This window comes from Acinetobacter sp. YH12046, assembly GCF_013419905.1.
Classification (GTDB): domain Bacteria; phylum Pseudomonadota; class Gammaproteobacteria; order Pseudomonadales; family Moraxellaceae; genus Acinetobacter.
Genome location: NZ_VOZF01000008.1, coordinates 1 through 17,955 on the forward strand (window position 1 = coordinate 1; position 17,955 = coordinate 17,955).

Genomic DNA, 17,955 nt, shown 5'->3' on the forward strand with positions numbered 1-17,955 from the left:
TTCGCAAGAGATGCGATGGATGTCTGATGATTTGTAGTCATAAATTTTAGTCCCCACTTGTTTTTAAGTGGGGACTAAATTAAGGCTTATAGGATGAATTCATAAGGTGTGTTCAGCGGACGCTTACGTCTAATTTGAGTTATGAATAAATATAAATATTAAGTATATTTATGAAATAAGCTTATTTTTAGAAAGTATTTAAGTATTTTCTACCTGCATATTGGGATATTCGACCCAGCGATAATCCTTAACTTTAATATCCCGAACATGATGAAAGCTGGACCAGATCAGTTTGCTACCTTTACTCCATTTTAATGTAGAGATACGAGATTCAACTTTCTCAATCTCTTCCGCTGTTGCAGGACGTAAAGAGCCAATCTCTGCATATAAACGTACACCGGGATAATGCTTAAATTTTCCCTTGAACATGGAACTTAACCAGAACAGTTTGCTGCTATTCACAGCCTGAATGCAGGCAAGTGGCTGATGCTGTAAATTTTCAGAGAAGATGGTGGAGTAAGTATCAAAAAAGAAACCTGTACTAGACTGCTGATCCAGAAAGACAGTTCCGATCGGAGTAATACTAGGAAAGCCTCGGGGATTGACGGTTGCGATCGAACAATGCATTGCTGCACGCTGCGCATCTGCAACAACTTGACGGATATTTTGCCATTCAGAAGGGGAAATCATGATGTTTTCTCTTTATTATTTTAATCAAGCTTAATCTGTATGTCTAAAATAGGCATTGCCATAAAAATATTCAGGCAAGGGCAATTTAACCAATTAAATATATTAGGTAAATTCCCTGTAAACGAAAAAGAGCCGATATGGCTCTTTCAAATTTTAGAAATGGAAAAATGAATTAACCATCATATTCCACATAATCCCACAGGTTTAAGCGCGCTTTAATTTCTTTGCGGATATTCGGCAACATCGGGAGTAATGTCCCGTCAATCCATAAACTTAAAGCTTGTGCAGAAATCAGTTGCTGTTGTTCATCGACCAGTTGCGCGCCTTTAACCATCACCAGTGTTTCTTCAGAAGCTTCGGTTTCAACACCTTTGAATAGCACCTGTAATTCATAACCGGTATCCTGAATCAGCCATTCCAGTTCGACCTGGATATTCTGATTAGATTTAAGTACGACCTGACCTTCGACCAAGTCCGAATCAGACAGGCAGTCATGTTCAACCCGTATTTTGGCTAAAAACCATTCTTGTTGAGACAGATCCTGCAAGGTCTTAACAGGGGTGAGAATATCACTGAGTTTAAACTGACGACTTAAATCAAAAAATTGCATGGGAGTGGAAAGCGAAAATTCGCAAAATACTGGAAAAGTGTAATTTTAGAGCAATCAACGGAATAGGTAAAACCTTTGTAGGTATTGATCTGATTAATATATAAGAAATAAGCTGAAAAATATAAGTATAAAAACCCGATTTAGAGATTTAGTCAATTTTATATTGTTCAGCTTATCATCAATAAAGATTTAAAATATCCAAAGCCAACTATCAATTAAGGAAAAATCACATTAAATGTAATTTGATTGCAATGTATCTGTCATTACATTAACCATTCTCCCGGGAATTTTGTTGCCAGATTCATCATATAACGCTGGAACTGTGTCGTTTCAGGGTCATGATTATGCTGAATGACTGAACCATTTTTTTGGTGTTCCAGCCAAATGATCTCACCCTCTTTATCTAACTTCAGTTGATAAGCCATTCTGGGTAAATACTGGTTTAAGGACTTGGTAATTTCATCTTGGAGTTGATCTGATTCAATCACCAGACCGACTTCAGTGTTTAAATAGGCAGAGCGTGGATCAAAGTTAAAGGAACCGATAAATACCATGCCATCCAGATCAAAGAATTTGGCATGTAGACTGGAGCTGTTCTTATTTTTGGCCGGAATAATATTACCGGTCATAATTTCATACCAGGTCCGTTTTGGTCGTTCAATATAAGGTTTGAATTCCCAGAGCTCGATCCCATTCTTGAGCAGCTGTTTACGGTATTGCTGATAATAGGCATGAACCAAAGCGACATCATTTGCCTGGAACGAATTGGTTAAAATTCTGATTTTGACACCCTGTTGGGCACGTTTACTTAAATAATCCGCACCTTCCTGAGTAGGAATGAAATAAGAAGAAACCAGTTCCAGATGATCTTTGGGTTCACCCATAAGTTCCAGCATATGGGTATAAATATAATCGCCATTCTGGGCGCTACGACGGACCTTGGAAGGGGCATCGGCAACAAAATAGGCATTTCCCCATTTGATTGGGCGCTTTCTCAACTGCTCATCAATCTGCTGTTCAGCAATACCGACTCGGCGTTTCAATTCATTTTTATCGACTTCATCTTCTTTAAATTCAGTTCTTAGTCGTTTTAAAAGTTGTGGATTACCCGAATCATTTAGAACTTGTCGGATATCATAGCTCAGATCATCGTTCCAGAATTTGATAAAGGTCTGATTCGCATCGTGGGCTGGTTTCCCGGCAAAGAAAATATCGACATCGCTAAACTGAAAATCCTCACTAGCATCAAAATATTCACTACTGATATTCCGACCACCCGTGACCGCTGCCGTACCATCCGCAATAATCAGTTTGTTATGCATGCGCGGATTAACATATTTCATACGAAATCCGTAATCTAGGGCACGCAATTGACGGAATTTATAAGGATTAAATAGTCGGACTTCGAAATTGGGATGCTGGGCTAAGGCCAGCAGCTTATCATCCAGTTGAGTTCCGTTCTGGTCATCAATCTGAACCCGAACCTTCACGCCACGGTCTGCGGCTTTTAATAATTGGGAGAGGATCATGTTGCCAATATAGTCATCTTTCCAGATGTAATATTGCAGGTCGAGATGGTATTTGGCTTGATTAATCAGATATAACCTTGCCGCCATACTCATAAAACCGTCATATAAAGGCAGATAAGCCATTTTCCCTTCCTGAATCTGTGGCAGTTGTTCCTCTCTGATCCAGTGGGTCGATTGTACTGGAGTAATAGCTTCTTCTTTTGCTGTATTGGGAGCTAATTCACAGCCAGAAATAGTCAGGCTAAAAACAAAAATACTTAAACATGTAATTGACGAGGGCTTAGTCATTGATGTTCCATTAGTTATAGGGGTTTTATTCCTCAACTTGTGATGTTAATGGTTGAATCTCCGAATAGAAAGAGGTTACTGTTAACCATCTGTAAATCAGTAATAAAAGGATCGTTTTACATGAAATCACGTGCAGCGGTTGCATTTGGCCCAGGTCAGCCATTAGAAATTGTGGAAGTAGATGTTGCTCCACCAAAAGCAGGTGAAGTACTGGTAAAAATTAGCCATACTGGCGTATGTCATACCGATGCATTTACCTTGTCTGGTGATGATCCGGAAGGCGTATTTCCAGCCATTTTAGGCCATGAAGGCGCGGGTGTGGTCGTTGAGGTAGGTGAAGGCGTGACGAGTCTGAAACCGGGTGATCATGTGATTCCACTTTACACAGCAGAATGTGGTGAATGTCTGTTCTGTAAATCGGGTAAGACCAACCTGTGTGTAGCGGTTCGTGCGACTCAGGGTAAAGGTGTAATGCCAGATGGAACTACCCGTTTTTCTTATAATGGCCAGCCGATTTATCATTATATGGGCTGTTCAACGTTCTCTGAATATACAGTCGTTGCAGAAGTTTCTCTGGCGAAAATTAACCCTGAAGCTAACCATGAGCAAGTGTGTTTATTAGGCTGTGGCGTGACTACAGGTATTGGTGCAGTACATAACACTGCTAAAGTACAGGAAGGCGATAGCGTCGCTGTATTTGGCTTAGGCGGTATTGGTCTTGCAGTTGTACAAGGTGCTCGCCAGGCCAAAGCCGGCCGTATTATTGCCGTGGATACCAATCCAGATAAATTCGAACTGGCTAAACAGTTTGGCGCTACTGATTTTGTGAATCCAAAAGACTATGACAAGCCAATTCAGCAAGTGATTGTGGAAATGACCGGTTGGGGCGTAGACCACTCTTTTGAATGTATTGGTAATGTCGACGTAATGCGTTCAGCACTAGAATGTGCACACCGTGGCTGGGGTCAGTCTGTGATTATTGGCGTAGCAGGTGCAGGTAAAGAAATCTCGACTCGTCCATTCCAGTTAGTGACTGGTCGTAAATGGATGGGTACGGCATTTGGTGGTGTTAAAGGTCGTTCTCAATTACCGGGCATGGTTGAGCAGGCCATGAAAGGCGAAATTCAATTAGAACCATTTGTGACACATACGATGCCATTAGAACAGATCAATGAAGCCTTTGATTTGATGCATGAAGGCAAGTCGATCCGTAGCGTGATTCATTTTGATTAAGATGATTTAGCGATTTAAACTTCATAAAGGCCGGTGAACACCGGCCTTTTTATTTTAATAATTAAGGTATATCAGATACATTTGCCTATCAAAGCACCACAGAGCTTTACCTAAAAAACACAAGGCTTCTAAGGTCATTACATGCCAGATGCTTATAGTGAATAGAAGCGTATCGATAGACGCGATTAAAACCATGTTTAAGAATCATTTTAAAGAATAAGGATAAGCTCTATGTCGAATGATAGATTTGATCGTATTAAAAATTCTCCTAAAGATGTCCGTGATGATTTAAACGCCGATCCAATTAGCTGCGAGCCAGGTGCACATCCTATTGGCACAGGCGTAGGTGCCGCCGGTGGTGCAGCTGCAGGTGCAGCAGTCGGTGCAGCAGGCGGTCCGGTCGGTGCAGCAGTAGGCGGTGTTGTTGGGGCAGTGGTCGGTGGTCTCGCAGGTAAAGGCGTAGGCGAAGCTGTGAACCCGACTGAAGAAGCAGCTTTCTGGCGAGATAATGCTGTTGAAACCCCTTATTATTCAGATGCCCGTACCACGTATAGCGATTTAGATTACGATCGTGACTATGATGCGGCCTATCGTGTCGGTTATGAAAACCGTGGAGCATATGATGCCAATACCCGTTTTGAAGATGTAGAAAGCGATCTGAAAGTAAAATGGGAGCAGGCAAAAGGCCAGTCACGCTTGAACTGGGAACAGGCAAAATTTGCAGTACGTGATGCCTGGAATCGCGTAACCCGTTAATTGCAAATGCCAAAACCAAGATCTAATATGCTCTTGGTTTTAAGGAAATGGGCAAAGTCTGCTGACCGTCACGACTTTGTCCATTATTAATATCTGAAAGGTTAGAATTCTAGGGCGATAAGTAAAAGTATAAATACTGATAAATATTTTTTTATATTTACTACTTGTCAAAACTGGATAGAACGCGTATTTTAATTTCAGATTCACATTTTTATGAAAGACATAAACATGTTAAAGCAACCTATCATTTCAAACGCTTATTTTTATTTCTGGCAGTTTAGATAATTGCCTGAATGCGTTTGGGCAATGAAAAGGTTGCCCACCAGTTAATACCTGATCGGCAACCCTGATCAGGTTTTTTTATGCATGTGATTTAACAATTTTTTGGAGACAGCCATGACAAACTTTAACTATTCATACTTTAGCAACTTTTATTGGTCTTACTTTAGCCAGCTAATGACGCTTTCGACATCTTCGATTAGACCCATAACGCTCAAATAAAAGTTTGGACTGATTGCCAGTCCCAGGATTTAAAGTCATGAATATTGCACATACATCACAACAACATCAAACAGAAACCATTTTAGCTTTACCACAGCAGCTTAAGCAGCAATTGCCACTGTCTCCGCAATTGGCTGTACAAGTCGCTGAACAGCGTCAAATTATTCAAAATATTTTAGAGGGTAAAGATCACCGTTTAATGGTGATTACCGGACCATGTTCCATTCATGATGAAGCTTCCGCACTGGAATATGCAGAAAAATTAAAACAGCTTCAGGAACAGGTTTCTGATCAAATTTTCCTGGTTATGCGGGCTTATATTGAAAAACCACGTACCACCGTAGGCTGGAAAGGCTTCCTGTATGACCCAGAACTCGATGGCTCATCCAATATTCAATTGGGTCTGGAAAAATCTCGTGCACTGTACCTAAAACTGATTGGCATGGGCCTGCCGATTGCCTCAGAGATCTTAAGTCCAATGGCGACAGCGTATTTCGATGATCTATTGGCCTGGGGTGCGATTGGCGCGCGTACCAGTGAATCACAAATTCACCGTGAAATTTCCAGCCATATGCCGTACAGCATCGGTTTCAAAAATGGGACAGATGGTTCGATTCAAATTGCTCTTGATGCTATTCAGTCAGCTTCCAATCCACATCAGTTCATGGGCATGAGCCAATCGGGTCTGCCGTGTATCCTGAGCTCAAAAGGGAATCCAAAAGCACATTTGATCCTGCGTGGTTCAAATAGTGGTCCGAACTACCAGTTGTCTGAAATTGAAAAAATTAAAGCGAAACACTCAACCGATTTGCCGGCCCTGGTTATTGATTGCAGTCATGGTAATAGTTCAAAAAACCCAATGCTACAACCTGAAGTGCTGGAGCAAATCGTCGCTGAACGTTTGCACAGCAATGTGCGGGGTGTAATGCTCGAAAGTCATCTGGTCGATGGCAATCAGAAAATCTCTGAAGATATGGTTTACGGCCAGTCAGTGACTGATGGATGTCTGGGCTGGACAAAAACCGAGCAATTATTGTTAAATATGGCTGATTCACTGCGATGCGAAAGTTTAAAGCGTAGCGCTTAAACTCACGATCTTATCTTTCCTCAATTCGTTGAGGAAAGATATTATGATCGGATATGGTTGTTCAGAAGTATTTTTCTAAATGCTGAAAGCAACAATTCGATATTTTGAAAATTAAAACAATGAGTATTAAAACGATTTTAAAAAATTCATAAAAAATAATTAATTTAAAAAAATAAACAATAACAATAATTTATTAGAGGTCAGCCTGATACTGTTTTTAAACAGCGGATGAGTAATGATCCCGGGAAGCTTGCTATGTATACAACTGAATTACTCGATGAAGCACGTAAATTTATGCACCATATGCTGACCAAAGTCGTGGAATATGGTAGTTCCGACCTTTTTATTACAGCTGATTTCCCGCCCAGTATCAAACAGCAGGGGTTGATGAAACCATTTGGTCAGCAGAAACTCACAGCCGATAAGACCCGTTTGTTTGCTTATGCCTTGATGAATGAGCGACAGATTCAGGAATTTGAATCGGTGATGGAATGCAATTTTAGTATTAGCATCCCGGGCGTGTCGCGCTTCCGGGTTAATGTCTTTCAGCAACAGCACAATGTAGGCATGGTGATTCGAATCATTACGACAGATATTCCAAGCTTTGAGCAGTTAGGCTTACCAGCTTCATTGCAACAGGTCATCATGCAGAAACGTGGTTTGGTGCTGGTAGTTGGTGCAACGGGTGTCGGGAAATCGACTACATTGGCAGCCATGATTGATTATCGTAATACGCATACTGAAGGGCATATTATTACGATCGAAGACCCGGTGGAATATGTCTATCAGCATAAAAACTCGATGATCACCCAGCGTGAAATTGGTGTAGATTGCGTTTCCTGGCACAATGCACTGATTAATACCATGCGGCAGGCACCTGACGTTATCGTGATTGGCGAAATCAGGGATACAGACAGTATGGAGCATGCAATTGCCTTTGCTGAATCTGGCCATTTATGTCTTGCAACACTCCATTCTAATAATGCCGATCAGGCACTGGACCGGATTATTAACTTCTTTCCAGAAGAACGCCGTAATCAGTTACTGCTAGATTTATCAGCTAATATCAAAGCCGTGATTTCTCAGCGGCTAATTCGCACTGAAGATGGTAAAGGTCGTCGGGCTGCGGTAGAAATTCTGCAAAATACTCCTTTAGTTTCTGACCTGATTCGTAAAGGTGAATTCCATGAACTTAAAACGATTATGGCTCGTTCGCGGGAACTGGGCATGCAAACCTTTGATCAGGCATTATTTGATTTATATAACCAAGGCATTATTTCTTATGAAGAAGCCTTGCGTAATGCAGACTCCAGCAATGAATTACGTTTGCAAATCAAGCTGAAGAGCAGTCGTATTAATCCTGTTTTACAGGCAGAAAATGCACAGATTTCACTTCTGGAACAGTCCAGATCGCGTGCACTTTCTCCTGATTAATCTTGGCTTTTTAATAAACAGACTACTATTCAGTTCAATAGAACTGAGTCATAAATCTTCTTTAATGGTGGCTTTTAAGCAAGGCAGTTTTAGGCCACCTATCTAATTTTTTAATTTTATCCTTACTTGCCTGGTGAATTCAGTTTCACCGTCTTGCATTTATCCTGAATATGATCTTTTTCATTGTAATATTCTTTTAAAATGAAATAGGTTTTAAAAGGCAATATATGTCTACTTAATTGATATTTAATTGAACTACATCATATAAATTTTAAAAAATATTTTCTTTATAAATCAAATCTGTTTGAGGCTTTAAAAAAAACGCTGCACAATAAAAATCAAATGATATTGGCATGAATCAAGCATTTAAATTCATGTAATTGTGTATTTCCAGGGGAAGAGAATGTTCACGGCAGAACTGTTGGACGAAGCAAAAAAATTCATGCATCACATGCTGACCAAAGTAGTGGAATATGGGGGCTCAGACTTATTTATTACCGCAGATTTTCCACCGAGTATTAAACATCAGGGCTTAATGAAGCCCTTTGGACAACAAATTCTTACTGCTGAAAAAACCAAACTGTTTGCTTATAGCTTGATGAATGATAAACAGCGTCAAGAGTTTGAAGCTGAACTAGAATGTAACTTCGCGATTACTGTACCGGGTGTATCGCGCTTCCGGGTAAATGTTTTTGTACAACAGCTTCAGGTCGGGATGGTAATCCGGACCATTACGGCAGAAATTCCAAATTTCCAGAAACTGAAATTACCAGAATCATTGAAACACGTGATTATGGAAAAACGCGGTCTGGTACTGGTTGTAGGAGGAACGGGTTCAGGTAAATCGACCTCTCTGGCAGCGATGATTGACTACCGCAATGAAAATTCGGCGGGGCATATCATTACCGTGGAAGATCCGGTGGAATATGTACATAAACACAAGAAATCCATGATTACTCACCGTGAAGTTGGAGTCGATTGCCATTCCTGGCACAATGCGCTGAAAAATACCTTGCGTCAGGCCCCCGATGTAATTCTGATCGGTGAGATTCGGGATACCGAAACCATGGAACACGCAATTGCCTTTGCTGAAACCGGACATTTATGTCTGGGTACACTGCATTCCAATAATGCTAACCAGACTTTGGACCGGATTATTAACTTCTTCCCGGAAGAACGCCGTAATCAGTTATTAATGGATTTATCTTCGAATATGAAGGCGATTATTTCCCAGCGTCTGATTCGTACTCAGGATGGAAAAGGGCGTCGGGCTGCAATTGAAATCATGTTAAATACACCTTTGATTTCTGATCTGATTCTAAAAGGTGAGTTTCATGAGCTGAAAGCCATTATGGGCAAATCTCGTGAACTGGGCATGCAGACTTTCGATCAGGCCTTATTTGACCTGTATAACGAGGGTGCGATTTCTTATGAGGAAGCATTGCGTAATGCTGATTCGACTAATGAATTACGTTTACAGATCAAGCTGAAAAGCAACCGCCAGGATAATCCTGCTGCTGGAGAAGCAACACAATTCACGATGATGCAAGAACCGAAAGCTGAAGAAAAAGAACAGGAAAATACTTCAGCATCTGAATAAATACATCTTCGTGTCAGAATTAAAACAGGCAGTTCATCTGCCTGTTTTTTTATTATATTTAGATATTAACTTGTATTAGGCAGTCTTAACTTGAACGACCAGTTTAAAGTAAACAATACTGCATAAGGTGAGTAAACTACAGAGAATAAAGGCGAACTGATAACTATAAGTCGCAATAAGCGCCCCAATCAGTAGCGAACCGACCGCAATTCCTACATCATAGAAGGTATAAAAGGTCGAAGTAGCATAACCAATCCGGTGTTTCGGTGCACGTTGAATGGCCAGTGTTTGAATGCAAGGTTGTGCGCTGCCAAAACCGATACCAATCAATACCGCAGCCAGCAGGAATCCCCCCAACGTCTGAATCTGACTGAGTAAAAAGAGTCCTAAGCTAAAGATGAGTAGCGCAGGATAAATCACATATTGTGGACCTTTGCGATCGTAAATTTTTCCGGTAATCGGACGTAAACTCATCATGGAAATGGCGAATACGACAAAGAATAAACTGGCATAAGCCATCAGGTTTTTACTGGCAGCAAAAGGTGCAATAAAAGACATGATGCTGGCATAAGAGAAAGAAATCAGAGCTGCCAGAACAGCAACAGGCAATGCTTTCTTTTCTACAACATCAGACAACACCAGTCCTTTTTTCTCAGGAATAGTTTGAATGATGTGCTCAGGCTCTTTGACCGGAATCATTAAGCAGAAAGCAAATCCGATAAAAACTAATGCAATAAGCAGCGTTGTGATCTGAAAATAAGACCAGTATTCAATCAGACTTAAGCCAATCAATGGTCCTAGAACAATACCCAGATTGACTGACATGACGTAATAGCCCATGCCTTCGCCTTTACGCTGTTCTGGAATAAACTGATTTACTACAGGGACACAGACGGTAGTCAAAATACTAAACCAGATCCCATGCAAAAAACGGATGATAAATAAGGTCGTCAACTGATCGGCAAGCAGGTAGGCTAGGGAAAATAGACTGAAAAAGATTCCAGAAACAATCAGGGTTTTACGGATACCCAATTTTTCAATAATTAGGCCACTAAATGGTCGTACAGCAATCGCTGAAATCATGAACAAGGTCATGGCCAGACCAGCTTGGGCTAAGTTTCCGCCTAATTCTTTCAGGATATAAATCGGTAAAATCGTGGTTTGTGCAAAATAGAAAATAAATAAAAACAAGTTATTGGCCAGACACAGCACAAAAGGCTTGGTCCATAAAGGCAATAGATTGGATTTCATAATTTTCCTAAATTGATCTATAGGGAAATGCTGCGATGAGCATGAATATTATTTTTATAAAGCAGCCTGAGCTATCTGATGCGAGTGATAGCAGGTACAGCAAAGACTTTAAGAAAAATGTGTGAAAAATACAATAAAATTCCGATATAAATACATTGTATTTGATGGTGAGCTTTAAATACGAAGTTTTCAATGCGTAAAAAAATCAGCCCGCAGGCTGATTCTTATTTTTCCATACTAAATCAAAGTAGCTTATAGGCCAGCTTCATATTCTGTATTAGACAATAGCTTTTCTACATCTGCCATATTGTCCGGTTTGATTTTATAGATCCAGCCTTTGCCATACGGGTCATCATTAATGAAGTCAGGATCATCTTCAAGCGCAGCATTGATTTCAACCACTGTACCAGAGACAGGTGCATGAATATCAGAAGCAGTTTTCACTGATTCAACCACGCCAGCCTGTTCGCCCGCAGTAATATGTGAGTCAAGATCTGGTGCTTCTACATAAACCAGATCACCTAATGCATCCTGTGCATGGTCGGAAATACCGGTCACAACAAGATCACCCTCAATGCGTACCCATTCATGCGTACTTGCGTACTTTAATTCTGAAGGATGATTCATTGATAACTCCCTAAAAATCTTAAGATCATTTTTGATATGTTTTATACATTCTTTTTGGCCAAAACAAAAGGTTTATCCGTGCTTATAAATAAGGATCTTTACGCCAGTTGCTCGGGCTACGACCACTCCAGCGCTTAAACGCCCGACTAAAATTGGCCACATCACTATAGCCAAGTTCATCAGCGATCTGCTCCAGAGTAAAGTCTGTACGGGATAATAAGGAAGTGGCATGCCGGTAGCGCACTTCATCCACTAGCGTAGAGAAAGAAGTACCTTCAGCGGCCAACTGACGCTTTAAGGTTCGATCCGACATATGCAGCCGTTCAGCTACGCTTTCAATACTCAGATAATGCTGTTCGGAATGAGTCAGAATATCCCGTACCCGCATGGCAATCCGGTGCCGTTCACCAAGTGCCGATAATTCAGCTTCACACTGGTTAATCGCAATCTGGCTAGCAATCGGATCAGCGTGTACCAACTTGTTCATCAGGTAGCTTTTATCAAAGCTTAAAATTAAATGCGGCTGTTCAAAACGGAACTGATGCGTAGGAAATTTCGCCATGAAGCGCTCAAAACCTTCCGGTTTTTTGAAATCAAAGTCGATTTCACCGGTTGCATCGTTAACCCCGGTAATGGCTTTGGCCATACTGATCAGGCCAATCATCAGGGCAATTGAAATTTCGGTGCGAAGCGGTTCCAGCTGAATATCAGTTTGCAACTGTACGGTTGCCTTAGCGCCAAAGGTCGAGAAAAATAGCTGCAGGAAGGGTAAACGTAACTGAATGAATCGGTTCGCTAGCACCAGAGCTTCGGTAATATTATTCGCCGTCATGATGGCATAACCGATAAAGCCATGAATCGAAATCCGCATCTGGGTACCTAAGTGATAACCCAGTGTCGGTTCACCAGTGAGCTTCAGGGCATGCTTGACCAGTTCATTGGCCACAGGGGTCGGAATACGGTAATCAGGATCTGCCAACTGTTCACTGGTCAGGCCAAAAGGCTTAAAAAGCGACTCATTATTATACCCCCAGCGGGAAATGACATCGAGAAGCAAGAGACCGTATACACCTGGAATACCTTGGTCTTGGCGTGGAGCTATTGTTTTCATGCGCGATCCGTTGCACTCATTCAAATTTTTTTATTTTCACTTCATATTGGCATGAAAAAGCCATTTTCTTGATAAAAATTGTTGGACAAAGCTGTGGCAATTTCCACAAGCAGATTTTAATCAACTTCAAGCAGAGTAGCTCAACTTAAAGTTGGAAATCAATGTAAACCAGAGATATTTTAGGGATTTAATTTTAAGCCTACAGATTTCTATTAATTCAGAATAGGGCTGTTTTTTGAATAATCTGGAATTTAAAAATGCTTGTGGAATAGTTGATATTCCCATAAAAGCAAACCGAAGCATGGCTATTCAAGTGACTCAAATAGAATGCTTCGGTTTCTGTTGTAGAGCTTAGCTACTACTGAATAGAGCGATTATGCTTCGTGTAAGTTATCAGTTTTGGCATGTTGCTGTACCAAGAACCCGCCGGTTTGACGCTGCCATAGCTGCGCATAGATTCCGTTTAAGGCCACCAGTTCATCATGCGTACCTTGCTCGGCAATTTTACCTTGATCCATCACAATCAGACGATCCATCTGCGCAATGGTAGAAAGACGATGCGCAATCGCAATAACCGTTTTGCCTTGCATCAAGTCATCCAGACTATTCTGAATAGCCGCTTCAACCTCAGAATCCAGAGCACTGGTGGCTTCATCCAGAATCAGAATCGGTGCATCTTTCAAGAATACCCGGGAAATGGCAATACGTTGGCGCTGTCCACCAGAAAGCTTCACGCCACGTTCACCTACATAGGCGTCATAGCCTCTACGGCCACGCAAATCAGTCAGATTCGGAATAAATTCTTCTGCTTTGGCCTTGCGTACAGCTTCAAACATCTCTTCATCAGTTGCATCCGGACGACCGTATTTGATATTTTCAGCTACGGTACGATGCAGCAAAGACGTATCCTGAGTGACCAGCGCAATATTTTTACGCAAACTGTCCTGAGTGACATCGGCAATATCCTGATCATCAATCAGAATACGGCCCTGATTCAGATGATAGAAATGCAATAGCAATTGAATCAGGGTCGATTTACCAGCTCCAGAACGCCCCACGATGCCGATTTTTTCACCTGGGCGAATGGTCAGATTAAACTGGTCAATGACCGGTTTTTCATTATAGGCAAAAGTGACATTATCAAATTTAATCTCACCGTGTTTTAGCTCCAGTTCTTTCGCATCTTCTTTGTCTTGAATATTGATCCGACGACCTAGAGTTTTCATCCCGTCCTGAATGGTACCGACATTTTCAAACAGGGCAGAGGTCTGCCACATCATGAACTCGGCAATACTATTCAGCTTTAATACCATCGCTGTAGTGGCTGCAATAATCCCGAGCTGCGCTTGACCTTGCATCCAGAGCCAGATTGCAGTACCCAGCACACCTGCATATAGCACAACACTCAGCATCAGAATGCTGATTTCGTATTGAGCGCCCAGACGCATTTGCTTATACACCGTAACCATAAATTCCTGCATAGAGGATTTGGCATACTGGCTTTCACGACCCGCATGCGCAAACAATTTTACGGTCTGAATATTGGTATAGGCATCAGTCACACGTCCGGTCATGACTGCACGCGCATCCGCTTGTAAGGATGAAATTTTGCTTAATCTTGGAATGAAATAGCAAGCAGCACAAATAAACAAGAATAGCCAGACCATAAGCGGCAAGATAAGTAAGGGTGAAATGGCACCCAAAACAATATTAATTGTGACGAAATAAATCAGCACATAAGCCAACATATCGCCCAAAATGACCCAGAATTCCCGGATCGCCAGCGCCGTTTGCATGACTTTGGCCGATAAACGTCCGGCAAAATCATTATGGAAGAAGTCCAAACTCTGTTTGAGCAATAAATTATGGAAGCGCCAACGCAGACGCATCGGGAAATTACTGTATAAAATCTGATGCTTGATCAGGGACTGGGCACTGGCAAACAGGATATTGGCCAGCAAGATAATACTCAATAAGGTCAGGTTGCTGGCATGTTGATCTAAAAAAGTCTCTGGCTGACTTTGACTCAACCAGTTCACCAGATCACCAATTTTTGAATACAGTAAGGCCTCAAAACTGGCTGCACCTGCGGTACACAATACTAGAATCAGCAAATAACGGCGTACCCCATAAGCTGCTTGCCAGACAAAGGGGAAAAACCTGGTGGGTAAAGGTTGATTCAGGTTTTTGGTGGGATAGGGGTCTACCAGCCGTTCAAGCCATCGAAACATTAACGTACTCTTATCATGTATTTTCTTTGCGAGGATTATAAAGGATTCTGCTTTTTGAAGTCTGAATTTGAGTGAAATTGCCACAAATGTTTAACTAAATCAAACTTTAGGTTGCAGAGCAGAAACTCATGCCAGATTTATGCCAGCTGATATGAAAACTAAAAATAAGAGCTTGAAATCGTTTTAAATACTGAGAATAAAAAAGCCCGAAATAGAGATTATGTCGGGCTTAAGTTAAGAGGTTAGTTTAAGTGATAATCGGAGATGAAGAACTCGCGTTAAAAGATTCTTTAAAATCACTTCCAGAAGGCGCCTGATAAACTTTCAATCCAAATTCCGGAATAATCGCCAGAATATGGTCCATGATATCTGACTGGATATTCTCATACTCTGCCCAAACCGTCGTATTGGTGAAAGCATAAATTTCCAGTGGCAAACCTTCGCTGGTCGGTTGTAACTGACGCACCATCAATGAGAAATCTTTGGCAATACCCGGATGCTGTTGCAGATAAAATTCCAGATAAGCGCGGAACGTTCCTAAATTGGTCAGACGGCGCTGGTTGTATTGTGAATGATGCTGGAGCTGCTGGTTAAACTTCTCTAGTTCTTCTGATTTGGTATTCAGATATTGATCCAGCAGGATAAAATTTTTCAGCTTGTTCTGTTCTTCAGCCGTCATGAAATGTACGCTGGTTTGATCAATATGAATTGAACGTTTGATCCGGCGGGCACCCGCTTCCTGCATGCCGCGCCAGTTTTTAAAGGTATCAGTCACCAGTTTATTGGTCGGAATCGTGGTCACAGTCTTGTCAAAGTTCTGCACAGTCACTGTATGTAATGACATATCAATGACATCACCATCGGCATTTAGGGTCGGCATTTCAATCCAGTCACCAATACGTACCATGTCATAAGATGAAATCTGAACCGAAGCCACCAGTGACAGAATCGTATTTTGAAAGACCAGCATCAGGACAGCGGCCATCGCACCAAAGCCAGCGAGCAAGGTGAATACATCTTTTTTCAGGAAAGTGCCTAAAATCATCAAGCCACAAACAATGAAGATGATCAGCTTGACCAGCTGTAAATAACCTTTAATCGGCTTGTTGCGTGACTTGGGATTACGCTGATAAATCAGGTTAAAGATATTCAGTAACTCACCGAGTGCCAGAGCAATGGTCAGGAAAATAAACGCCTGAGCACCCATTTGCACAAAGGTTTGCACCTTATCGGATAAATGCGGGACAGTGGTAATCCCGTTCATGATCACGATTGCCGGAACAATATTGGAAATCCGGCGAATCACACTATGTTCAGCAAAAATCTGATTATTGGCAAAGGGCATTTTGGAAATCAGTTGACGAATACCGCGTACGACAATCTGTTTGGCAAACACATTGGCAAGGATGGCCAGTAAAATCACAATACTCAGTGAAGATAACATTTCCAGCCATGGGTACTGATCGGCCCAATCTCGAATATTCTGAATAAAATTAAACTGTTCCAACTGATCTTTCTCTTTAACTCAAAAAATTTGTTAGAGTTTATAGGTTTAAACGCAATTTTTTAATCTTGGATAACCTTTTAAAACATATCTTTCTTAGAGGCTGCAAACTTAATCACTATTCAGGCATTTGTTTTTATTTTATCGGAACAGTATTTTTTTCCTTGAGGTTAATTCAGATTGAATAGATCAATGAAAATTGATTGGTTAATGGCTAGGAAATGTGAAAAATCGATAGAACAGCCTAACTTGGTATTCCTATGCTTCTTTTTAAACTTTAAAAAATTAAAAAAGGTCAGAGTGAATTAAAGAATTTGGTATAGCGTTTATTATGTTAGTTCAACATAACTTAATGTTTATTTTACATTTTATATACTTACTTTTTTTAGGGGATAGTGCTAGGATTAAAATCATATAATCTTAATCATTAAAAATGAAAAATCTTCAAATAGTTATAGCACAAGCTTACATTCCTATGAACTGGAACATATTGAGCAATCAATAAGCCATGAAATTAATAACACTATATTAGAGATAGTGGTTAATGATGAATCTTTTGAAAAAATTGATTGTTACTTGTATTCAAAAAAAGATACGAAAAAATTCTTAAAAGCTCTATACATTATGTAATAGCACTCTTAGAAAGAGCAAAGTATAGGGTAGAAAAAGCTCAGCAAAATAACGTGAGTCCTTTGCATATCTGCTTATACGTGATTAAGAAAATTGAGGGATTTATTGAATATTTACAGACTAAATTTTAGTTATTAGCGCTTTCATTTAAAGCCTGTTATATGAAATCTGAAGTTTCCACATAGGATTTGAATTGAGTGAAATTTGCTATCTATTAAAACAAGAATATGCAAAAGACAAGCTGACATAGACTTAATGAAACAGATTAAAAAAACCGGCAAGTATGCCGGTTTTTTTATTTATGCTTTTCTTTTAAGGAAAATGTGTTTACCACATTAAATCATCAGGAATCACATAAGCTGCATATGGATCTTCTTCATCAGTAGTTTCTTCATTTTTCTCTGAATTATTCACGATGATAAAGCCTTCCATTTTTGAATTGATGCGATCCGCCAGAGCTTTAGGCAGGAAGGCATAACTCTCATTTTCACGTGCAATCACCAGACTGCCAGCGACCAGTGCATTATAAATCTGCTGGTTGATATAAACTTTCTTGATCTTGCTGTCATCAATAAACTGATAACTAATTTCGCCATCCGTATCGCGGATTTTATGCTGGTTAATCATCTGCATGATGGCAGCTTTGAGTTCTTTTTCCTGCAACTGGGCTTTTTTCGCCTGTTCAATGGCTTGGTCTTTAGCCAGCTTTTCCTGTTTGTCCTGCTCAATCTTGGCCTTGATTTCGGCTTCTTTACTGTCACCTGTGCGTTTTTCATGTACAGCCTGTTTAGACAGTTTTTTGGCTTTTTTATTATCGACCAAGCCTGCCTTTAACAATTGTGCCTGTAATGCATTTTTAACCATGAGAATTTC

14 protein-coding genes and 1 pseudogene are annotated in these 17,955 nt (G+C 40.7%); 6 read left to right on the forward strand and 9 right to left on the reverse strand.

Annotated features, from left to right (window positions below; all coding sequences use genetic code 11):
* Positions 1-198: 198 nt before the first annotated feature.
* The 3 genes from FTU03_RS06795 to FTU03_RS06805 form a co-directional block, all read right to left on the reverse strand.
* Positions 199-690 carry a pyridoxamine 5'-phosphate oxidase family protein gene (locus FTU03_RS06795; protein WP_179992614.1) on the reverse strand — a complete coding sequence of 164 codons (492 nt, stop codon included), beginning with the start codon at positions 688-690 and terminating at the stop codon, positions 199-201.
* A gap of 172 nt (positions 691-862) precedes the next feature.
* Positions 863-1,300, reverse strand: coding sequence for a hypothetical protein (locus FTU03_RS06800; protein ID WP_125278624.1), 438 nt, complete (start codon positions 1,298-1,300; stop codon positions 863-865).
* A gap of 263 nt (positions 1,301-1,563) precedes the next feature.
* Positions 1,564-3,117, reverse strand: coding sequence for a phospholipase D family protein (locus tag FTU03_RS06805; RefSeq protein ID WP_179992613.1), 1,554 nt, complete (start codon positions 3,115-3,117; stop codon positions 1,564-1,566).
* Positions 3,118-3,237: 120 nt separating this feature from the next.
* Here FTU03_RS06805 and FTU03_RS06810 point away from each other — a divergent pair, with 120 nt between their 5' ends.
* The 5 genes from FTU03_RS06810 to FTU03_RS06830 all read left to right on the forward strand — a co-directional run bounded on the left by FTU03_RS06810 (position 3,238) and on the right by FTU03_RS06830 (position 9,728).
* On the forward strand, positions 3,238-4,350 hold the full coding sequence (locus FTU03_RS06810) for an S-(hydroxymethyl)glutathione dehydrogenase/class III alcohol dehydrogenase (protein WP_166138145.1): 1,113 nt from the start codon (positions 3,238-3,240) through the stop codon (positions 4,348-4,350).
* Between the two features lie 231 nt (positions 4,351-4,581).
* The gene (locus FTU03_RS06815) at positions 4,582-5,106 is read left to right on the forward strand and encodes a hypothetical protein (protein WP_179992612.1); all 525 of its coding nucleotides are present in this window, start codon (positions 4,582-4,584) and stop codon (positions 5,104-5,106) included.
* A 538-nt stretch (positions 5,107-5,644) separates the two neighbouring features.
* On the forward strand, positions 5,645-6,694 hold the full coding sequence (locus tag FTU03_RS06820; protein ID WP_179992611.1) for a 3-deoxy-7-phosphoheptulonate synthase: 1,050 nt from the start codon (positions 5,645-5,647) through the stop codon (positions 6,692-6,694).
* Between the two features lie 255 nt (positions 6,695-6,949).
* Positions 6,950-8,128, forward strand: coding sequence for a PilT/PilU family type 4a pilus ATPase (locus tag FTU03_RS06825; RefSeq protein ID WP_179992610.1), 1,179 nt, complete (start codon positions 6,950-6,952; stop codon positions 8,126-8,128).
* 403 nt (positions 8,129-8,531) lie between these two features.
* Positions 8,532-9,728, forward strand: a complete 1,197-nt coding sequence (locus tag FTU03_RS06830) for a PilT/PilU family type 4a pilus ATPase (RefSeq protein ID WP_125278619.1) — start codon at positions 8,532-8,534, stop codon at positions 9,726-9,728.
* A gap of 75 nt (positions 9,729-9,803) precedes the next feature.
* Here FTU03_RS06830 and FTU03_RS06835 read toward each other — a convergent pair whose 3' ends face one another.
* The 5 genes from FTU03_RS06835 to FTU03_RS06855 form a co-directional block, all read right to left on the reverse strand.
* Positions 9,804-10,979 (reverse strand): MFS transporter, encoded by a 1,176-nt coding sequence (locus tag FTU03_RS06835; protein WP_179992609.1) that lies wholly within the window; start codon positions 10,977-10,979, stop codon positions 9,804-9,806.
* Positions 10,980-11,231: 252 nt separating this feature from the next.
* The gene (gene gcvH / locus FTU03_RS06840) at positions 11,232-11,606 is read right to left on the reverse strand and encodes a glycine cleavage system protein GcvH (protein ID WP_104426083.1); all 375 of its coding nucleotides are present in this window, start codon (positions 11,604-11,606) and stop codon (positions 11,232-11,234) included.
* A gap of 82 nt (positions 11,607-11,688) precedes the next feature.
* Positions 11,689-12,717 (reverse strand): AraC family transcriptional regulator, encoded by a 1,029-nt coding sequence (locus FTU03_RS06845; protein ID WP_104426084.1) that lies wholly within the window; start codon positions 12,715-12,717, stop codon positions 11,689-11,691.
* A gap of 374 nt (positions 12,718-13,091) precedes the next feature.
* Positions 13,092-14,948 carry an ABC transporter ATP-binding protein gene (locus FTU03_RS06850; RefSeq protein WP_179992608.1) on the reverse strand — a complete coding sequence of 619 codons (1,857 nt, stop codon included), beginning with the start codon at positions 14,946-14,948 and terminating at the stop codon, positions 13,092-13,094.
* A 247-nt stretch (positions 14,949-15,195) separates the two neighbouring features.
* Positions 15,196-16,455, reverse strand: coding sequence for a mechanosensitive ion channel family protein (locus FTU03_RS06855; protein ID WP_125278616.1), 1,260 nt, complete (start codon positions 16,453-16,455; stop codon positions 15,196-15,198).
* Positions 16,456-16,885: 430 nt separating this feature from the next.
* On the opposite strand from FTU03_RS06855, the pseudogene FTU03_RS16305 reads away from it, so the two are divergent.
* Positions 16,886-17,213 (forward strand): annotated as a pseudogene (locus tag FTU03_RS16305) (hypothetical protein).
* A 196-nt stretch (positions 17,214-17,409) separates the two neighbouring features.
* Here the strand turns inward: FTU03_RS16305 and FTU03_RS06860 are convergent.
* Positions 17,410-17,946 (reverse strand): DUF2058 domain-containing protein, encoded by a 537-nt coding sequence (locus tag FTU03_RS06860; RefSeq protein ID WP_104426088.1) that lies wholly within the window; start codon positions 17,944-17,946, stop codon positions 17,410-17,412.
* Between the last annotated feature and the right edge of the window lie 9 nt (positions 17,947-17,955).

Bases quoted from the DNA above. Each gene is read 5' to 3' on its own strand.
- FTU03_RS06805 (WP_179992613.1), bottom strand. From the start codon at position 3,117: ATGACTAAGCCCTCGTCAATTACATGTTTAAGTATTTTTGTTTTTAGC.
- FTU03_RS06820 (WP_179992611.1), top strand. From the start codon at position 5,645: ATGAATATTGCACATACATCACAACAACATCAAACAGAAACCATTTTA.
- FTU03_RS06810 (WP_166138145.1), top strand. From the start codon at position 3,238: ATGAAATCACGTGCAGCGGTTGCATTTGGCCCAGGTCAGCCATTAGAA.
- FTU03_RS06830 (WP_125278619.1), top strand. From the start codon at position 8,532: ATGTTCACGGCAGAACTGTTGGACGAAGCAAAAAAATTCATGCATCAC.
- FTU03_RS06835 (WP_179992609.1), bottom strand. From the start codon at position 10,979: ATGAAATCCAATCTATTGCCTTTATGGACCAAGCCTTTTGTGCTGTGT.
- FTU03_RS06825 (WP_179992610.1), top strand. From the start codon at position 6,950: ATGTATACAACTGAATTACTCGATGAAGCACGTAAATTTATGCACCAT.
- FTU03_RS06860 (WP_104426088.1), bottom strand. From the start codon at position 17,946: ATGGTTAAAAATGCATTACAGGCACAATTGTTAAAGGCAGGCTTGGTC.
- FTU03_RS06815 (WP_179992612.1), top strand. From the start codon at position 4,582: ATGTCGAATGATAGATTTGATCGTATTAAAAATTCTCCTAAAGATGTC.
- FTU03_RS06795 (WP_179992614.1), bottom strand. From the start codon at position 690: ATGATTTCCCCTTCTGAATGGCAAAATATCCGTCAAGTTGTTGCAGAT.
- FTU03_RS06845 (WP_104426084.1), bottom strand. From the start codon at position 12,717: ATGAAAACAATAGCTCCACGCCAAGACCAAGGTATTCCAGGTGTATAC.
- FTU03_RS06800 (WP_125278624.1), bottom strand. From the start codon at position 1,300: ATGCAATTTTTTGATTTAAGTCGTCAGTTTAAACTCAGTGATATTCTC.
- gcvH (WP_104426083.1), bottom strand. From the start codon at position 11,606: ATGAATCATCCTTCAGAATTAAAGTACGCAAGTACGCATGAATGGGTA.
- FTU03_RS06850 (WP_179992608.1), bottom strand. From the start codon at position 14,948: ATGTTTCGATGGCTTGAACGGCTGGTAGACCCCTATCCCACCAAAAAC.